This is a genomic window from Aeromonas sp. S8(2024) (genome assembly GCF_041403085.1).
GTDB lineage: Bacteria > Pseudomonadota > Gammaproteobacteria > Enterobacterales > Aeromonadaceae > Aeromonas > Aeromonas dhakensis.
Genome location: NZ_JBGLRF010000001.1, coordinates 253,974 through 272,339 on the forward strand (window position 1 = coordinate 253,974; position 18,366 = coordinate 272,339).

Consider the following 18,366-nt stretch of genomic DNA (forward strand, 5'->3'; position numbering starts at 1 on the left):
ATTATTCTGTAACGAAGGAAATGGTTTATGGCTACCAAGAAGAAGACAGACCAGGATCTCCAACTGGATAAAGATCAGCTCAAGGCGAGTATCGTGCGTCACCTGCGTTCTACCTTGGGTACAAGCGAACAGAAAGCCTCGCCAGAAGCGTGGTGGAAAGCAACCGCAGCCGCCGTCAACGAACAGGTGTACGAGCGCCTGACCCGCACTCAGCAGACCCACTTCAAGAAAGATACTCGTGCAATTCACTATCTCTCTGCTGAATTCCTGATGGGGCGCCTGACTTCCAACAACCTGCACAACCTCTCCCTGTACAAGATTTGCGAAGAGGCGCTGGGCGAACTCGGTCTGGAACTGACCGATCTGTGTGAACAAGAGCCCGACATGGCACTCGGTAACGGTGGCCTGGGCCGTCTGGCCGCCTGCTTCATCGATTCGCTGGCGACCCTGAACTACCCGGCGGTCGGCTATGGCATCCACTATGAGCACGGCCTGTTCCGTCAGGAAATTCAGGATGGCCGTCAGATTGAGCGTCCGGACTCCTGGCGTGAATATGGCAACCCCTGGGAGATCTGCCGCCCGGAATCGGTGCAGGAGATCCCGCTCTACGGTTACGTGGAGACCGTGTTTGGTGACAACGGCGGCCTCAAGAAGGTGTGGCACGCCGGTCGCAAGATCAAAGGGGTGCCCTGGGATATCCCGGTAGTCGGTTTTGGCGGTCATACCGTCAACATCCTGCGCCTGTGGGAGTCTCGCGCCTCCGAGTTTTTTGACTGGGACGTGTTCAACGCTGGTGGTTATATCGACTCCCAAGCGGAAAAAGCCCAGGCCGAGACCATCTCCAAGGTGCTCTATCCGAACGACGAGACCGACGCGGGCAAAGAGCTGCGCCTGATCCAGCAGTACTTCTTCTGTGCCTGCTCCATCAAGGACATCATGCGTCGCTACAAGCGGGTGCATGGCGCCGATTTCAGCAACTTTGCCGCCCAGATCGCCATTCAGCTCAACGATACCCACCCCACCGTCGCCATCCCCGAACTGATGCGGGTGCTGGTGGATGAAGAGGGGCTGACCTGGGAAGCGGCCTGGGCCATCAGCTACCAGGTGTTCTCCTACACCAACCACACCCTGCTGCCGGAAGCGCTGGAGAAGTGGTCGGTCAGCCTGTTTGAGAAGGTGCTGCCACGCCATCTCGAGATCATTTACGAAATCAACGCCCGTTTCCTAGGCGAACTGGTGGAGCCCAAGTGGCCGGGCAACGACGCTATCAAGGCCAAGCTCTCCATTATCGAAGAGGGAGCGGTGCGCAAGGTGCGCATGGGCAACCTGTGTGTCATCGGCTCCTCCAAGGTGAACGGCGTGGCCGAGATCCACTCCAAGCTGGTGAAGGAAGATCTCTTCCCCGAGTATGCTGAGCTGTGGCCAGAGAAAATGTGCAACGTCACCAACGGTGTGACCCCGCGTCGCTGGCTGCTGGCCTGCAACCCGGAACTGGCCGAGCTCTACAACGAAGTGGTGGGCAAGGAGTGGCCGCTGCAACTGGACAAGCTGCGCAGCGTCACCAAGTTTGCCGACGACAAGGCCTTCCAGAAACAGTTCATGACCATCAAGCGCCACAACAAGGAGAAGCTGGTCAAGGTCATCAAGGCGGAAACCGGTATCGAGGTCAGTGCCGAGGCGATCTTCGACGTCCAGATTAAGCGTCTGCACGAGTACAAGCGCCAGCAACTGAACCTCATCCACATCATGGCGCTCTATCGTCGTCTGCTGGCCAACCCCGACTACGACATGCATCCGCGGGTATTCATCTTCGGCTCCAAGGCGGCGCCCGGTTACAAGCTGGCCAAGGATATCATCTACGCCATCAACAAGCTGGCGGAGCGGGTCAACAATGACACCCGCATTCAGGGCAAGCTGAAAGTGGTGTTCATGCCGAACTACCGGGTGAGCCTGGCCGAGAAGCTGATCCCGGCGGCCGACGTCTCCGAGCAGATCTCCACTGCCGGTTATGAAGCCTCCGGTACCGGCAACATGAAGATGGCCCTGAACGGTGCCATCACCATCGGTACCCTGGACGGCGCCAACATCGAGATCGCCGAAGAGGCGGGGGCCGAGAACTGCGCCATCTTCGGTCTGAACGTGGACGAGGTGAAGGCACTGAAGGGGCGCGGTTACAACCCGTATGACTTCTACTACGCCAACTCCGAGCTCAAAGCCGTGCTGGACTGGTTTGATACCGACTACTTCACGCCGGGTCGTCCGGGTGAGCTCTCCTCCATCAAGCGCTCCTTGCTGGAAGGGGGGGATCCTTACCTGACGCTGGCCGATTTTGCCTCCTACTCGGAAGCACACAAGCTGATCGATACCTGGTATCGGGATCCGGCACTGTGGGCCAAGAAGGCCATCATCAACTCGGCCACCATGGGCAAGTTCAACTCCGATCGCTCCATCCAGGACTATGTGGATCGGATCTGGAACCTGAAGCCCTGCAGCATCGGCTGACAAGAGAGCAAACCCAAACCCCCGCCATGCGGGGGTTTTTTATTGGGCGTGGGCGGCGTTGGTTGTGTGAATGCGGGACAAAAGCCAACGGCCCAACTGCCCAACTGCCCAACTGCCCAACTGCCCGACTGCCCGACTGCCCATTGCCACCCTCTGCATACAGTTCTGCTATTTGAGGACGTGTGACGTCGAATGAGGGGGGCTGAGGATGGGAGAAAAAGGTGTGCATCAAGAATCGGCAGGTGAGAGAGACAATAAAAAAGGCCCCGTAGGGGCCTTGGTATTCGGCATATCAGTGAATATGTCTCAGTGCAGTATGTCGCCCATGAAGTAGGCGAGCATGGTCAGAATGACGGTGAAGACCAGGTTCAGCACCAGGCCGGCCCGCATCATCTCACGTTGTTTGATGTAACCGCTGGCGAACACGATGGCGTTGGGCGGGGTGGCCACCGGCAGCATGAAGGCGCAGGAGGCACCGACGGCGATCAGCACGGAAACGACGATGGGGGAGACCCCCAGCGCCTCGGCGACCCCGGCAAACAGCGGCACCAGCAGGGCGGCGGTGGCGGTGTTGGAGACCAGTTCGGTCAGGAACACCACGAATGCGGCCAGGCAGAGCAGAATGATGAAGATAGGCATGGTGGCCAGACCGTTGGAGAGGTGCTCCGCCAGGAAGGCGTTGGCGCCGGTCTGCTTCAGGATGGCGCTTAAGGTGAGACCACCGCCGAACAGCATTAGCACGCCCCAGTCGGTGTTCTGGTTGATGTCATCCCAGCTGGCCACCCGGCTGATGGCAATGGCCACGATGGCGCCCATGGCGATCAGGGTATCGAACTGGGGAATGCCCCCCATTGCCTTGGCGATGGGTTGGGAGCCGATCCACAGCAGTACCGTGGTCAGGAAGATGAGCAAGGTGATCTTGCGTTGACCGGTCCACTGGATGGTCACCTTCTCGGTGCTGACCTGATGGGAGAGGTCGGGGCGCATCACCAGATACAGCAGGCCGATGCCCACCGGCATGAAGATGAGCACCACCGGGATGCCAAACTTCATCCAGTCGGTGAAACCCAGCCCCATCTGGGCGGCCGCGATGGCGTTGGGCGGGCTGCCCACCAGGGTGCCGATGCCGCCGATGCTGGCGCTGTAGGCGACCCCCAGCAGGACGAAGACCAGGGTGCGGCGCTCCTTGTGGGCGTCGATGCCTTTGAGCATGCCGAGGGCCAGCGGCATCATCATGGCGGCGGTGGCGGTGTTGCTGATCCACATGGAGAGGGCGGCCGTGATGGTGAAGAGCACGATGGCGGCCCAGCCGAGGTGACCCTTGGCAAGCTGCATCACCTTGGCGGCGATCTGGGTATCCAGCCCTTGTTTGGAGAGGGCTGCAGCCAGTGCGAAGCCGCCGAAGAAGAGAAACAGCACCGGGTTGGCGAAATCCGTCAGGGACTTGCTCATGTCAAACACCCCGAGCAGGGTGGCAAGTACCGGGATGGAGAGGGCCGTGATGGTGATGTTGACTGCTTCGGTCAGCCAGAGAATGGCGATGAAGACCAGGATCCCCAGCCCCTTGTTGACGTTGGGGTCAAACGGTAGCCAGGCGAGCATGGCACAGAGCAGCAGGACATCCAGGATGACGATCCCGGATTTGACGTCCAGCCAGCGTGATGGGGTAGTAGAGGGTACTGCAGATGTGTGCATATCGTTCTCTCGGTTAATTTATGGTTGTTGTTGTGTTGCCGAGATTACATTCATCCCCCCGTTTGAAACAGGGGGATCTGGTCAAAGCATGCCGAGACTCACAGAGTCAAGATAAGTTAAAACATAAAGAAAACATAAATTAAACAAGTTGGTATCATTTGTGGCTGTTCAGGAAGGAGGCAAGCCACTCCTTGAACAGACTGGGGGGCAGTGAGCCGCTGCGCTGAGCCACCATCTTGCCCTGCTTGAATACCATCAGGGTGGGGATGCTGCGAACGGCGTAGCGGGCCGCGATGGCGGCCTGTTGCTCGGTATCGACCTTGACGAAGCGGATTTTTGGCTCAAGTTCACTGGCAACTTGTTGAAAAACAGGTGAAAATTGAAGGCATGGTCCACACCAGCTGGCCCAGAAGTCGACCACGACCGGGATGTCGGACTGGATCAGGGTATCGAACTGCTGCTCCTGGCCGGTGACCGGGGTGGTGGCGAACAGTCCGCTCTTGCAGCGACCACACTTCGCGTTTGAATCCAGCTTCTCCTCGGGCAGGCGGTTCCTGGTGAAGCAATGGCTACAATAGGTAGTGATAAATGACATAATTGATTCCTGTATACATAAGCCCTGCAACATCTTTATTGCACTGTCAGGGCAGAGTAACGGTAACATAGCAGTCAATTATCTTTCACAGCCAATGATCCCGTAGCGACGTGATGTCGGTGGATGCATGGCCATGACATGAGAATCGAGACGGGATGAATAATGTGACACGGGTCAATCGTGTTGTACTTAGCCTGATCATCGTATCGCTGCTGGCGTTTTCCGGCTATTGCTGGCAACTGCTCAGCCAGCAGCAGAAAGCCTCGGAGCTCAGCGTGGCGGCGGAGTTGATCCTCAACCGGGTCAATACCGATACCGTCTATCTGCTGGGGCGCGAGAAGGCCAACGACGGCAATGTACAGCAGCGTCTCAATCAGCTGTCGAGCAACCTCGACAGTTTCGTACGCCAGGTGCGCAACGACCCCGACTCGGCCGACAATCCACACTCTCAATCGCTGTTGCACGATATCGACAGCTATCTGCTTGATCTCGCCAAGCTCTACTCCATGGAGATGGCGATCGAGTACATAGAGCAGCCCTTTCAAAAGCAGCTGAACGGCTTGCTGGCAACCCTGCCGGCGGACGCTCCGCTGGCCATCGATCTGACCGAGCTGGCCCAGCTCAGCAATTACCTCAAACGCAGCTGGGACAAGGGGGAGCAACAGCAGTTGCAGGCCCTGCAGCGCCGTCTCAAGACAGCCTATCCCGCTTATCCCGAGGTAGTCGGGTTGGCCCAGCTGAGCGAGGATGTCAGCCATCAGGTCGTGGCGTATCACGTGCTGCGCAACCAGGTCATCGACATGCACGAGCTGGAGGGGCTGTCGCGCTGGAAACAGAGCAAGATGGAGCAGGCCTCCTCTCTCAAGAGTCGCTTCTATCTGATGGTGCTGGGGGGGGCCATGCTCTGCTTCGGACTGGTGGCGGTGACCCTGTGGCGGCGCAATCAGAAGCTGAGCGAGCTGTCGCGTCAGACCGGTTTGCTGGCCCAGGCCAAGAGCGACTTTCTGGCCAACATGAGCCACGAGATCCGCACCCCCATGAACGCCATCATCGGCTTCAGCTCGCTGGCGCTGCAGACCGAGCTGGATCAACAGCAGCGCGATTATCTCAGCAAGATCAAATCCTCATCGGATACCTTGCTGCTGCTCATCAACGACATCCTGGACCTGACCAAGGTGGAGTCCGGCAAGCTGACGCTGGAGGAGATCGATTTCGATCTCAGCGAGCAGATCGACTCGCTGGCGGGCATGTTCGCCGATCTGGCCGAACGCAAGCATGTCGAGGTGATCATCAACAAGTCGCCGGCGGTGCCCGACTTTCTGCGCGGCGACCCGCTGCGCCTCGGTCAGGTGCTGGTCAATTTGGTCAACAACGCCATCAAGTTTACCGAGCGGGGCGAGGTGGAGGTGTCCATCACCCTGGTCAACCCCCATCCCATGCAGGTGCGTTTCAGCGTGCGCGACACCGGCATCGGCATTGCCGAGGAGAAACAGGCCCAGCTGTTCCAGCCCTTCACCCAGCTGGAGGCGGGCAACACTCGCAAATATGGCGGCTCCGGGCTTGGCCTCAACATCTCCCAGCGGCTGGTGGAGCTGATGGGAGGACGGATCACGGTGCAGAGCAAACCGGGTGCGGGCTCGGTGTTTCAGTTCGAGATCCCCATGACCAAGGCGGTGTATGGCGTCTCCGGACGGCGGGTCTTCTTTGAGAATCAGCCGCTGGTGCTGGTGATGGATGACAACGAGCTGGTGCTTGACCTGGCCAAGGATATCCTGGGCCGGGCAGGGGCCAGGGTGATGGCGGTCAACAGCCTCTCGCGGGCGCGTCAGGTGCTGCGGGAAGAGGGGCAGAACGTCCGGCTGGCCATTCTCGACTGGCGCATGGGGCAGGAGGATGGGCTGGATCTGGCGCTCGAGATGTATCAGCACAGCCAGTGGCGCCGGCTGCCCATCCTGATGACCAGTGCCTGGGCCAAGGAGGGGTTGCACGGGCGGATGGAGAGCATGGGGCTGACCCATTTTCTGCCCAAGCCGATGACCGAAAATGCCCTGCTGGCCAAGGTGGACGAGCTGCTCAACGGCAGTTCACACGATCAGCAGTTCCGCCAGGCCGAGGTGCAGGGCGACCAGCAGCATTTTCGCGAGCTGCTGCAAGGCATCCGGGTGCTGCTGGCGGAGGACAACCGGGTCAACCAGCAGCTCATCATTGAATATCTACGCCGGGTCGATGCCCTGGTGACCGTGGTGGGCAACGGCCGGGAGGCGGTCGAGCGGGTGGCCGAGCAGCCATTCGACGTGATCCTGATGGACTTGCAGATGCCGGTGCTGGACGGGCTGGATGCTACCCGCCAGATCCGCAAGATGGTGGACAAGCACGATGTGCCCATCATCGCCTTGACGGCCAGCGCCATGCCGGGAGACAGGGAACGCTGCCTCGGCGTGGGGATGAACGGCTATGTCACCAAGCCGGTCAGCAAGCTCGATCTCTACAACAACCTGTTGCAGTGGGTGAAGAGCGCCAGCGGCGAGCGGCTGGTGCCGCTGGAGGTGAAGCCGCCCGACCTGATGGGGGTGCTGGATCTGGAGGATGCCCTCAGACGGTTGGAGCAGGACAAGGAGGCGCTGCAGATACTGTTCAAGCTGTTCATGTCGGAGCACAAGGATGACCTGTGGGAGATCCGCTCCGCCCTGCGTCGCCAGCAGCCCGACATCGCCTGCCGGTTGCTGCATACCCTCAAGGGGGTTTCCGCCAACATCTCCGCCTCCCGCCTGCAGATCCTCGCCGGCGAGCTGGAGTGGCGACTGCGCCAGCAGGAAGAGCTCACCGAGCAGGATCTGGAGCAGTTGCAGCAGGTCTTCAGTCTGACCCGGGAGGAGGTGTCTCACTTCCTGCTGACCGGAGAGCAGCATGAAGCATCGTATGGTGCCTTTGAACAGCGCGATGATCGTTTGTTGTAACAAGTGAAATAGCAATAATTCTCAAGCCTTCTGCTTCAGGCTATCATGACCTCCTCGTATCGCCCCCAGCCGGGGGCGATTGCATTGGGCTTTCCATGACGGGCGGCAGCTTCGGCCTGCCGCGACAAAGGATATCTACGTGAGCGTATTTGCAAGGCTGGGCTGGTTCTTCAAGGAGCAGTGGCAGCGTTACCTGGTCGCCATCTCGCTGTTGATGATGGTGGCCCTGTTGACCGTGATCCCGCCCAAGGTGGTGGGCTGGGTGGTGGATGGCATCGCCAAAGGGTCGCTGGACAGCGCCACCCTGACCGGTTATCTGGCCGGCTTGTTCGGCCTGGGTCTGCTCATCTATCTGCTGCGCTACGTGTGGCGGGTCATGTTGTTTGGTGCCTCCTACCGGCTGGCGTATGTGTTGCGCAACCGGCTCTTTGGCCACTTTACCCGCATGAGCCCGGACTTTTATCAGCGCCACCGCACCGGCGATCTGATGGCCCACGCCACCAACGACATCCAGGCGGTGGAGATGACCGCCGGGGAAGGGGTGCTGACCCTGGTGGACTCCATGATCGTCGGGATCCTGGTGCTCTCCATCATGTGCAGCCAGTACTCCTGGCAGCTGACCCTGCTCTCTCTGTTGCCGCTGCCGGTGATGGCGTTCTTCATGAACCGCTTCGGCTCCCAGATCTACAAGGAGTTCAAGGCGGCGCAGGGTGCCTTCTCCCGGCTCAACAACAAGACCCAGGAGGCGCTCTCCGGCGTGCGGGTGCTCAAGTCCTACGCGGTGGAATCGCTCGAAGATCGCGGCTTTGCCGAGCTGACCCGGGAGGCGGGCGCCTGCAACATGGCGGTGGCCCGTATCGATGCCAAGTTCGACCCCGTGATTTACCTGTGCATCGGCTGCTCCTACTTCCTCGCGGTGGCCGGCGGCAGCGCTCTGGTGCTGCGTGACGAGCTGACCCTGGGGGAGCTCACCAGCTTCACCATGTACCTCGGTCAGCTGATCTGGCCCATGTTCGCCATCGCCTGGCTGTTCAACATCATAGAGCGCGGCAGCGCCGCCTATTCGCGGATCGAGAGCCTGCTGGCCGAGCGCAGCGACATCGAAGAGCCGGTTCACCCGGTGGCGCTGGCCTCGGCCTTTCCGCTGCGCGCCGTGGCACTCAGCTACCAGCTCGAGCAGCGCACCCTGCTGCGCAATGTGGAGTTCACCCTGCAAGCCAGCGGCATGCTGGGGATCGTCGGGCGCACCGGGGCGGGCAAGAGTTCCCTGCTCAAGCTGTTGATGCGACTGGCCAACCCCACCGCGGGGGAGATCCGCATGGGGGAGGTGCCCATCTCGCAACTGGCGCTGGGTGAGCTGCGCAGCCAGTTTGCCTATGTGCCGCAGGAGCCGTTCCTCTTCTCCACCACCATCGCCGCCAACATCGCCCTCGGCCGCCCCGATGCGAGCCGTGAGGAGATTGAGCGGGTGGCACGCATCGCCTGCGTGCACGATGACATCAGCCGCTTTCCCAAGGGCTATGAGACCGAAGTGGGGGAGAAGGGGGTGACCCTCTCCGGCGGTCAGAAACAGCGGCTCGCCATCGCCCGCGCCCTGCTTCTGGAGGCGCCGATCCTGGTGCTGGACGATGCGCTCTCGGCGGTGGATGCTCACACCGAGCAGCAGATCCTGCACGCCCTCAAGGCCCACAAACGGACCCTGATCCTGGTCAGCCACCGGATGACGGCGGTGGAGCAGGCCGACGAGATCCTGGTGCTGGAGCAGGGCCATGTCAGTGAGCGGGGTCGCCACGGCACCCTGATGGCCCACAACGGCTGGTATGCGGACATGGTCCGTTATCAGCGTCTCGAGCAAGACGTGGAGGAGAGCCTGTGAGTCCACTCATCAAGCGCGTCTTCACTCGGTGTGGCGCTGAGCCTGAGTGCTGGTATGCCAGCCCGGTGCCTCGTCAACAGTTGCTGAAACAAGACGTGGAGGAGCGCCTGTGAACCCGACCATCAAACGACTGCTCGGGTACTGTGCCCGTTACCCGCGCTGGCTCATTCAGGCGGGGATCTGCCTGCTGCTGGCTACCGGCGCCGAAGTGGCCGGCCCCCTGCTCATCAAGCTGTTCATCGACGACTATCTGGCGCCGCGCCAGCTGGTGTGGCCCGCCATCGCGGCCATTGCCGCCGGTTATCTCGGCCTGCAGGTATTGTCTGCGGCCGGTTTCTACCTGCAGTCCCTGCGTTTCAACCGCATCGCCCAGGCGGTGGTGCAGCGGCTGCGCGAGCAGGTGTTTGCCACCGCCATCCGGCTGCCGGCCCGCTACTTTGACCAGCACCGCTCCGGCTCGCTCATCTCCCGCATCACCAACGACACCGAGGCGATCATGAACCTCTATGTGCAGGTGATCGGGCTCTTGGTGCAGAAGGTGGTGCTGCTGTGCGGCATCCTCATCTCCATGGCGCTGCTGGATCTGCGGCTGATGCTGGTGTGCGCCTGCCTGCTGCCGGCGGTGGGCGGGGTGATGTGGCTCTATCAGAAACTGAGCGTGCCCGTGGTACGAGCGACCCGCAGCCTGCTCTCCGACATCAACAGCCGTCTCAACGAGTCGCTGCAGGGGATGCCGGTCATTCAGGCCATGGTGCAGGAGCGCCATTTTGCCAACGCCTTTGCCGAGGTGAACCAGCAGCACTGGGCGGCGCGCCTCAAGAGCCTCAAGATCAACGGTATTTTGCTGCGCCCGCTCATCGATCTCTTCTACATGATGGTGCTGATCGGCCTGTTGGCGCTGTTTGCCCGCGAGGGGCTGAGTGCGGAGGGCGCCATCCAGGTGGGGGTGCTCTACGCCTTCATCAGCTATTTGGGGCGGATGATCGAGCCGCTCATCGAGATGACCAACCAGCTCAACCAGTTGCAGCAAGCCATGGTGGCGGGGGAGCGGGTCTTTGCCCTGCTCGATGAAGCGCGCGAAAGCACCGCGGGCGAGATGCGCCCGCTCAAGGGAGAGGTGAGCTTCGAGCGGGTGAGCTTCTCCTACGATGGCGAGCAGCAGGTGCTGCGGGATGTGAGCTTTGCTGCCCGTCCCGGCCAGATGCTGGCGCTGGTGGGCCACACCGGCAGCGGCAAGTCCACCATCATCAGCCTGCTGATGGGTTTCTACCCGCTGGATCAGGGCACCGTCCGCTTCGATGATCACCCGATGGCGAGCCTGTCGCTCTCGGCGGTGCGCCGTAGCATCGGCCTGGTCCAGCAGGATCCCTTTATCTTCGTCGGCACCCTGGCCGAAAACCTGCGCCTCGGCCGCGACGGCATCCTTGATGCGCAGCTCTGGCAGGCGCTGACCGAGGTGCAGCTGGCCGAGTTTGTGCTGAGCCTGCCGGAGGGCTTGAACACCCTGATGGAGGAGGGGGGCAAGAACCTCTCCGCCGGCCAGCGTCAGCTGCTCTCCTTTGCCCGCGCCCTGGTGGGAGATCCGCGCATCCTCATTCTGGACGAGGCGACCGCCAGCGTGGACTCCCAGACCGAGCTGGCCCTCTCTTCGGCGTTGGCGGCGGCGCGCCGTGGCCGCACCACCATCGCCATCGCCCACCGCCTCTCGACCATCGTCGATGCGGACGAGATCCTGCTGCTCTCCCGCGGTCAGGTGAACGAGCGGGGTACCCATGGCGAGCTGATGGCGCTGGGCGGCCACTATGCCCAGCTGTTCGAGATGCAGAGCCAGGGAGCCTGGCTCGAGGAGAAGCGGGCCTGACAGCCACAGAAACGAGCAGAGGGAACCATTGCGGTTCCCTCTTTTTTTGGGCTGAAGAAATGGCGGCAGCGTGATCCGCGTCCTTGTCGAACGCCAGCCATGCTGGCAACATGTTGTTTACATCAACTCATCGGATCAGTTCGCATATGGATTTGCAACGTTTGAAGGCCAACCTGGCGCTGCGGCTCTTTGCCTGGCGCTACATTCCCGTCATCGGTTTTTGTGCCCCCGTCATCGAAGAGATGAGCGCCAAGGCGCTGCGCATTCGCATTCCACTGGGGTGGCGCACGCGCAACCACCTGGGCAGCATGTATTTCGGTGCGCTGGCCACCGGCGCCGATCTGGTGGGCGGTCTGCTGGTGATGGAGAAGGGACGGCAGCGGCGCAAGAAGGTGCACTTCGCCTTCAAGGATGTGCAGGGGGAGTTTCTGAAGCGGCCCGAGGGGGATGTGCAGTTTGACTGCGCGGCCGGGGAGGAGATCGACGCCATGATCGACGAGTCGCTGGCCAGCGGTCAACGCATCAACCGCCCCATCCAGGTGGTGGCCACTTGTCCGTCACTGAACGGAGATGAGGCGATGGCGCGCTTCGTGCTGACCCTCTCCATCAAGGCCAGCTAAATGCCAAAGGGCGCGTCGGCGCCCTTATTCAAGCAAGGTTCAGAGGATCTCGGGGCTGACGCCCTCTTTCACGACCATCTTCATGCCGTTGAAGTTGACCACTGCTCGGCCACTGTGCCAGGTAGCGCTTGGGTGGCAGAGCGGCGGGTCAGAGGATCTCCGGGCTGACGCCCTCTTTCACTACGACCTTCATGCCGTTGAAGTTGACTACCTGGCCGGCCACTATCTTGCAGCGCTTGCGGGTCTCCACCTGACCGTTGACCTCGACCAGGCCGTCGGCGATCAGCGCCTTGGCTGCGCCGCCACAATCAGCCCACCCCTGATGTTTGATAAGGTCACACAGGGCAATAAAGGGGTGCCCTTCGAGCAGAAACGTCTCCATGGAAAATCCTCTCGTGGATAAATGGCTGAAACAGCAGGGCGATTATTCTAGGCAGTTCGGGCCGTCAAGGAAAGGGCAAGGGCGCTGTCTGCGGGCAATAGTGGCTTGCAAGACTATTTTCGGGGCGCACGCCATAGCAGTCAGCCCGGCACTGGCCGGGCTGACTGAGATCATGGGGCAAACCGCTTTTAGCCAAACTTCACCACGGCTTCCCCGCTGACGGCGATGGCGCCGGTTGACGTCAGGATACGGGTGGCCAGGGTGATGATGGGCTTGTCGCTGCGCAGGGCGATGATCTCCACCTCTGCCGTCACCTCATCCCCCACAAACACCGGCTGCTTGAAGGCGAGGCTCTGACCGAGATAGACGGTGCCCTTGCCCGGCAGTTGCTGACCCAGCAGCCCCGAGAAGAGGCTGGCCAGCAGCATGCCGTGCACGATGGGGCGCTCGAACGGCGTGGTGGCGGCGAAGGCGGGATCCAGGTGCAGCGGATTGAAATCCTCCGACAGCCCGGCAAAGGCCGCGACCTCTGCCGCCCCGAACCGCTTGGTCAGACTGGCCTTTTGGCCCACCTCGAAGGGGAGCGTGCTCATGCGGGCTCCTCCTCGGGTGTCGGCGCAAAGACCGGGTTGAGCCGTACCTTGACGTAGCCACCGGGCGCCGCCTCCAGACCTTCGCTCGGGATGCGGGCGGGGATGGGGGCGGGATCCTCTTCCCGGCTCTGGATGAAGGCTGCCATCTGCGGCCACCAGGAACCCGGGGTGTGGGTCGCGCCGGTGAGCCACGCCTCGGGGCTGGCGGCTTCGGCGTCGTTCTGCCAGAAGCCGTACTTGTTGGCATCCGGCGGATTGATGATGCCGGCGATGTGGCCCGATTCGGCCAGGATGAAGCGCTGCTCGCCACCGAACAGCTTCATGCCCTGCCAGGTGCCCTGCCAGAGGGCGATGTGATCGTCCATGGCAGAGACCAGCAGCACCGGGGTCTTCACCTTGGCGAGATCGATGCGGGTGTGGCGGATCTTGAGCTCCCCCTTCACCAGCTGGTTCTCCAGATAGAGCCGGCGCAGCAGGCTGCTGTGGGTCTTGCCCGCCACGTTGGTGCTGTCGCTGTTCCAGTGCAGCAGATCGAACGCCACCGGGCTCTGCCCCTTGAGGTAGCTGTCGATGTAGTAATTCCAGTAGAGGCTGTTCTCCCGCAGCAGGCTGAAGGAGACCGCCAGCTGGCGCCCGTCCATGATGCCCTTGGCCTCGTTCTGGGCTTCCAGCGCCGCAATGATGGGCTCGTGGATAAAGATGCCAAGTTCCCCTGGTTGGGAGAAGTCGAGCAGGGTGGTGAACAGGGTGGCGGAGCGAACCCGCTGCTTCTGGCGCCTAGCGGCCAGCCAGCCCATGGCCAAGGAGAGGGCGGTACCGCCGATGCAGTAGCCGATGCCGTGCACTTCCCGCTCGCCGGTGGCCGCCTCCACGCCATCCAGCGCGGCGATGACGCCGTCCACCACGTAGTCGTCGAGATCGATGTCGGCCTGGGCCGGCCCTGGGTTGCGCCAGGAGATCATGAACACCGTCTGGCCCTGGGCTACCAGCCAGGCCACCAGGGAGTTCTGGGGCCGCATGTCCATTATGTAGTACTTGTTGATGAAGGGCGGCACGATCAGCACCGGCGTCCTAGTCACCGTCTCCGTGGTTGGGCTGTACTGGATGAGCTCATACAGCTCGGTGCGTTGCACCACCCGGCCCGGGGTCAGTGCGAGATCTCGGCCCAGCTCGAAGGCGGATTCGTCGGTCAGGCGGATGTTGAGGTGATCGGCGCTGCGCTCCAGATCTTCGGCCAGCAGGGTCAGCCCGCGCACCAGATTCTGGCCGTCGGACTCCAGGGTGAGCTTGAGCAGCTCCGGATTGGTGGCCAGAAAGTTGCTGGGGGCCATGGCGTTGATGTACTGGCGGGTAAAGAAACGCAGCCGCTCCCGGCTCTTTTGGGGCACCCCTTCGAGGGCATCTACCGAGTCCAGCAAGTGTCTGGCGGTCAGCAGATAGGATTGTTTGAGGTAGTCATAAATGGGCTGCTCGCTCCAGGCATCGGCCTTGAAGCGGCGATCGCTGCGCTCCGGGGCGATGACCGGCTCGCTCTGCTGGCCTGCGCTCTTGAGCAGGGTGTGTTGCATCAGCTTGAGCTGATCCTGCCACCAGTTCATCTGGGCATTGATCAGTTGCCAGGGCTGCTGGCTGCCCTGTTCCAGCACCTGGCCGAGATCGTCTAGATTGGTTTGCAGCAGGGCCTGGGCGGTACGCTCGGTCTGCGCCTTGGCCATGTCCAGCAGCTTGTCGTTGTAGTGGGCCAGGGCCTCGAACAGCGGGCCGTAAGATGATTGGCTCATGTTCTCTCCTTCACCCATCCCCGGCGCAGGGCGAGCCTGTCGTGACGGAGCATGGGGAGATGTGGCTGCCCGCAACGGGCAGCCCGGGGGATATCAGGCCTTGCCCGTGCTCTTTTTGATGCCGTCGGCAGTCAGGGCGTCCAGATCGTCCTTGAACTGCTGGCCGAGGGCGTTGAGCTTCTGGATGTCGTCCAGCATCTGGCGGGAGAGCTGGCTGGCGGTCTCCAGCTGGACGGTGCCGAGGGCAGCCAGGCTCTGGGCATCCTGCACCTTGCCGGCGGCCTGCAGCTGATTCAGCCCCAGCTCGGCATAGGCGTTGGCGGAGGCCAGCTGCAGCCGGGTCAACTGTTCGATGTTGCTGGCCAGCAGCTGGTTGTAACGGGTGAGGGGGGCGGCAAAGCCTTGCATCTGCTCGGTAAAGGTCTTGATTACGTCCATATTCATCGCGCGTCTCCGTGGTTGGCAGAAGGTATTGCAAAAGGGCCTATGGCCCGGGTTGGGTTACAACTGTGCGACTACATCCTCAAGTCGTTGCGTATCGTTTGCTCTGTTCAAACGTACGTTTAAGCATTGTGTTATCAAATGAGGCTTGATGTAAATAATATAAATGTTAATTTTTGGCGAAATGTTGGCTCTGGTTTGTCCAGTCTGCTTGGCCGGATTCAGACGAGGGGTGACGCAGCCAGTTCGCTTCGACCTCGTTACCGGGCCACAGGGCTGGTAGGCTGATGGACTCCCTGAGCCTCGAGGAATGCACCGATGAAACCTGCCCGCCTGCTACTTGCCCTGGGGTCTGTTGCCCTTGGCGGCGTTGCCCACGCCAGTACCCCTGTCCAGCTTTCCCTGCCCGGCGTCAATCTGCCCGCGTCTCACCAGGTCGAGGGGGCCAGAGCCTCTGTTCTCTATGGTCGCACCGGTCAGGTGAAGGGGATCGATCTGCCCGTCTTCGCCCTCTCCGACGTGGATCAATTCACCGGTCTGCAGCTTGGCGTCTTTTTCGGTGCCGGCCGGGTACGTCACCAGTTTGGCGGGGTGGCGATCAACGCACTCAACTGGCACGAGGGTCAGGACAAGGGGGTCAACCTTGGCTTCGTCAACCTGACCAACAATGTACAGGGTCTCAACTGGGGGGCCGTCAACATCGCCAAGGGCAATGCCCTGGCCAACGTCGGCTTCGTCAACTATGCCGAGCGCACCACTTTCCAGCTGGGCTTCATCAACGCCACCAAACACCTGGACGGTCTGCAGATCGGTCTCGCCAACTACGCCGAGAACGGGGTTTTCCCCATCTTGCCGCTGATCAATTTCAAGAAATCCTTCTAAGCTGCGCCGCCAGCCTTGCTTTAGGGGCGCCAGCCATTACCCTGTGCTGCATTGATAGCGTGCAGAGGTGACACTGGCATGACAATGGAACACATGGATGCCATCGGCATCGGCTGGGATGTAAGAGGCTGGCAGGGCAGTGCCCAGGCCGTGGCCGTGGTGGGGTGGCAGGCGCGTGAGCAGCGGCTGCACTGGTTTGGCGTATCGCCCCTGTTTCGGCTGAGCTCGAGGGTTGCGCCGGATCTGGATGCCTTGCTGCGCCCGGCGCTGCATGACGAGATCCACCTGCTGCAGGTGCTGGCCTGTCCGCAGCTGGCGCTGGGGATAGACGCGCCGCTGGCGTTTCCTCGCGCCTTTGGCGAGCTGCTGGCGGGGAGGGCGACCGAGTGCGCCGTGCCCCAGCGCGAAATAGACAACCCTTATGCCTACCGGGACTGCGAACGCTGGCTCCATGAGCAATACGGCAAGAAGCCGCTCTCGGCCACCTTCGACAGGCTCGGCAACAATGCAACCCTGGCGCTGGCCATGCTGCCGAGGTTGGCCGACTTGCGACTGGTGCCCAAGCAGCAGGCTGAGGCCGATCGCGCCGTGCTGGAGGTCTATCCCGCGCTTGCCAAGACGGGGGGCAAGGCATCGACGGTGCGCGCCGAGCTGCTGCCGCATCTGCCGGCCGATGTGACGGCGGGAACCGATCGCTACGATGCCGCTATCTGCGCCCTGATGGCGCTGCAATACGCCGCCAAGGGGAGCGTCTCCCTGTTGCCGGCACTGGTGGCGCCGCCCGCCGAGATGGCTTTGGACGAGGGTTGGGTCTACCACTTCGCTCGCCCCTGATAAACCGGATCGGGCCGACCAGCCCGATCCGGCCTTTGGTCGGCCGTGAGATCCTCACTTGCGCTGACGTAGTTTCTTCCTTTCACTACGCTGCCTTGCTGCCTTGCTGCCTTGCTGCCTTGCTGCCTTGCTGCCTTGCTGCCTTGCTGCCTTGCTGCCTTGCTGCCTTGCTGCCTTGCTGCCTTGCTGAGGCCTGGGCTGCACCCGGCCATCGCACGGACCAACAAAAAGAGCCGATTTATTAAGCTCATATGCCATCAAACAAGAGTATTTCATCACCATTTGAAACCACACCGGTAGCATCCGCTGTCTCGGACTCTGGCATGGCAGTAAAGAGGGGGGAGGGATGAGGGTGACAACGCGTGTCTTCTCGAGGCTTTAGTAGACCAAATAAGGGTTTGTGCTGATCAAGGGTGGAAGTTCAATATCTTCATCCGATATATTGCGCCTTTCCCCTGACGCTTCTCTGCGGTGATGTCGATGAAACGCATTCTCTCTATCCAGTCCCACGTGGTGTTCGGCTGTGCCGGCAACAGCGCTGCCGTATTCCCCATGCGCCGTCTCGGTATGGAGGTATGGCCCATCAACACGGTGCAGTTCTCCAACCATACCCAATATGCGGCCGGTTGGCAGGGGATGGCCATGCCTGCAGGGCATATCAGCGCCCTGTGCATGGGGCTCTCGGACATCGGGGTGCTGGGACACTGCGATGCGGTGCTGAGTGGTTATCTCGGCTCGGCGGAGCAGGGGGACGAGATCCTGACGGTGGTGGCCGCGGTCAAGGCCGCCAACCCTGCCGCCATCTATTTTTGCGATCCCGTGATGGGCCACCCGGAGAAAGGATGCATAGTCGCGCCTGGGGTGACCCGCTTTTTGACCGAGAAGGCGCTGCCGGTGGCCGATGTCATGGCCCCCAATCTGCTGGAGCTGGAGACCCTGTGCGACGTTCATCTGACGGATCTGGCGCAGACCCGGGCCGCCGCCCATCGTCTGCTGGCACGCGGGGTGAAGATGGTGCTGGTCAAGCACCTTGGACGCGCCGCCCGCGAGCCGGGCCGCTTCGAGATGCTGCTGGCTACCCCCGAGGGGGATTATCTGATTGCTCGCCCGCTCTACGAGTTTGCTCGCCAGCCAGTGGGCGTGGGGGATCTTATCAGCGCGCTGATACTGGCCAATCTGCAGGCGGGTTACGATGCGGTCAGCGCGTTCGAGCGCACCAATGCGGCGGTGGATACGGTACTGCTGCACACCTGGCAGGCTGATGCCTACGAGTTGCAACTGATCGCGGCCCAGGAGGCCTTTGCCGCCCCCTTGATCAGGGCGCGGGCCGAGCGGCTGGCCTGATCT

14 protein-coding genes are annotated in these 18,366 nt (G+C 61.5%); 8 read left to right on the forward strand and 6 right to left on the reverse strand.

Features of this window, described 5'->3' with window-relative positions:
- The first annotated feature begins 27 nt into the window (after positions 1 to 27).
- Positions 28 to 2,502, forward strand: a complete 2,475-nt coding sequence (locus ACB031_RS01055; protein ID WP_005300394.1) for a glycogen/starch/alpha-glucan phosphorylase — start codon at positions 28 to 30, stop codon at positions 2,500 to 2,502.
- A gap of 306 nt (positions 2,503 to 2,808) precedes the next feature.
- Here ACB031_RS01055 and ACB031_RS01060 read toward each other — a convergent pair whose 3' ends face one another.
- Together ACB031_RS01060 and trxC are read right to left on the reverse strand one after the other, a co-directional pair.
- Positions 2,809 to 4,197, reverse strand: coding sequence for a DASS family sodium-coupled anion symporter (locus tag ACB031_RS01060; RefSeq protein ID WP_371138840.1), 1,389 nt, complete (start codon positions 4,195 to 4,197; stop codon positions 2,809 to 2,811).
- 154 nt (positions 4,198 to 4,351) lie between these two features.
- Complete coding sequence (trxC, locus tag ACB031_RS01065; RefSeq protein ID WP_216972940.1) at positions 4,352 to 4,792, reverse strand: thioredoxin TrxC; 441 nt, start codon at positions 4,790 to 4,792, stop codon at positions 4,352 to 4,354.
- A 155-nt stretch (positions 4,793 to 4,947) separates the two neighbouring features.
- Here trxC and ACB031_RS01070 point away from each other — a divergent pair, with 155 nt between their 5' ends.
- The 4 genes from ACB031_RS01070 (at position 4,948) to ACB031_RS01085 (ending at position 12,106) form a co-directional block, all read left to right on the forward strand.
- On the forward strand, positions 4,948 to 7,749 hold the full coding sequence (locus ACB031_RS01070; RefSeq protein WP_010634113.1) for a response regulator: 2,802 nt from the start codon (positions 4,948 to 4,950) through the stop codon (positions 7,747 to 7,749).
- Positions 7,750 to 7,888: 139 nt separating this feature from the next.
- Positions 7,889 to 9,625, forward strand: coding sequence for an ABC transporter transmembrane domain-containing protein (locus ACB031_RS01075; protein ID WP_139397545.1), 1,737 nt, complete (start codon positions 7,889 to 7,891; stop codon positions 9,623 to 9,625).
- A gap of 109 nt (positions 9,626 to 9,734) precedes the next feature.
- On the forward strand, positions 9,735 to 11,486 hold the full coding sequence (locus ACB031_RS01080; protein WP_017782650.1) for an ABC transporter transmembrane domain-containing protein: 1,752 nt from the start codon (positions 9,735 to 9,737) through the stop codon (positions 11,484 to 11,486).
- Positions 11,487 to 11,632: 146 nt separating this feature from the next.
- Positions 11,633 to 12,106: a DUF4442 domain-containing protein gene (locus ACB031_RS01085; RefSeq protein ID WP_005300417.1), complete on the forward strand. Its 474-nt coding sequence runs from the start codon at positions 11,633 to 11,635 to the stop codon at positions 12,104 to 12,106.
- A gap of 148 nt (positions 12,107 to 12,254) precedes the next feature.
- Here ACB031_RS01085 and ybcJ read toward each other — a convergent pair whose 3' ends face one another.
- The 4 genes from ybcJ to ACB031_RS01105 all read right to left on the reverse strand — a co-directional run bounded on the left by ybcJ (position 12,255) and on the right by ACB031_RS01105 (position 15,306).
- On the reverse strand, positions 12,255 to 12,488 hold the full coding sequence (gene ybcJ / locus ACB031_RS01090) for a ribosome-associated protein YbcJ (RefSeq protein ID WP_005300419.1): 234 nt from the start codon (positions 12,486 to 12,488) through the stop codon (positions 12,255 to 12,257).
- 188 nt (positions 12,489 to 12,676) lie between these two features.
- Entirely contained in the window at positions 12,677 to 13,081 is a 405-nt protein-coding gene (locus tag ACB031_RS01095) for a MaoC family dehydratase (protein ID WP_017765421.1), read from the reverse strand.
- Entirely contained in the window at positions 13,078 to 14,862 is a 1,785-nt protein-coding gene (locus ACB031_RS01100; RefSeq protein WP_054544987.1) for a class I poly(R)-hydroxyalkanoic acid synthase, read from the reverse strand. The genes ACB031_RS01095 and ACB031_RS01100 overlap by 4 nt, the downstream gene beginning before the upstream one ends.
- A gap of 93 nt (positions 14,863 to 14,955) precedes the next feature.
- A complete protein-coding gene (locus ACB031_RS01105) occupies positions 14,956 to 15,306 on the reverse strand; it encodes a phasin family protein (protein WP_005300428.1) in 351 nt (116 codons plus the stop codon).
- 315 nt (positions 15,307 to 15,621) lie between these two features.
- Here ACB031_RS01105 and ACB031_RS01110 point away from each other — a divergent pair, with 315 nt between their 5' ends.
- The 3 genes from ACB031_RS01110 (at position 15,622) to pdxY (ending at position 18,363) form a co-directional block, all read left to right on the forward strand.
- Positions 15,622 to 16,185 (forward strand): VC2662 family protein, encoded by a 564-nt coding sequence (locus tag ACB031_RS01110; protein ID WP_017765419.1) that lies wholly within the window; start codon positions 15,622 to 15,624, stop codon positions 16,183 to 16,185.
- 78 nt (positions 16,186 to 16,263) lie between these two features.
- Entirely contained in the window at positions 16,264 to 17,019 is a 756-nt protein-coding gene (locus tag ACB031_RS01115) for a DUF429 domain-containing protein (protein ID WP_371138841.1), read from the forward strand.
- A 480-nt stretch (positions 17,020 to 17,499) separates the two neighbouring features.
- Positions 17,500 to 18,363 (forward strand): pyridoxal kinase PdxY, encoded by an 864-nt coding sequence (gene pdxY, locus ACB031_RS01120; protein WP_371138842.1) that lies wholly within the window; start codon positions 17,500 to 17,502, stop codon positions 18,361 to 18,363.
- Positions 18,364 to 18,366: the final 3 nt, after the last annotated feature.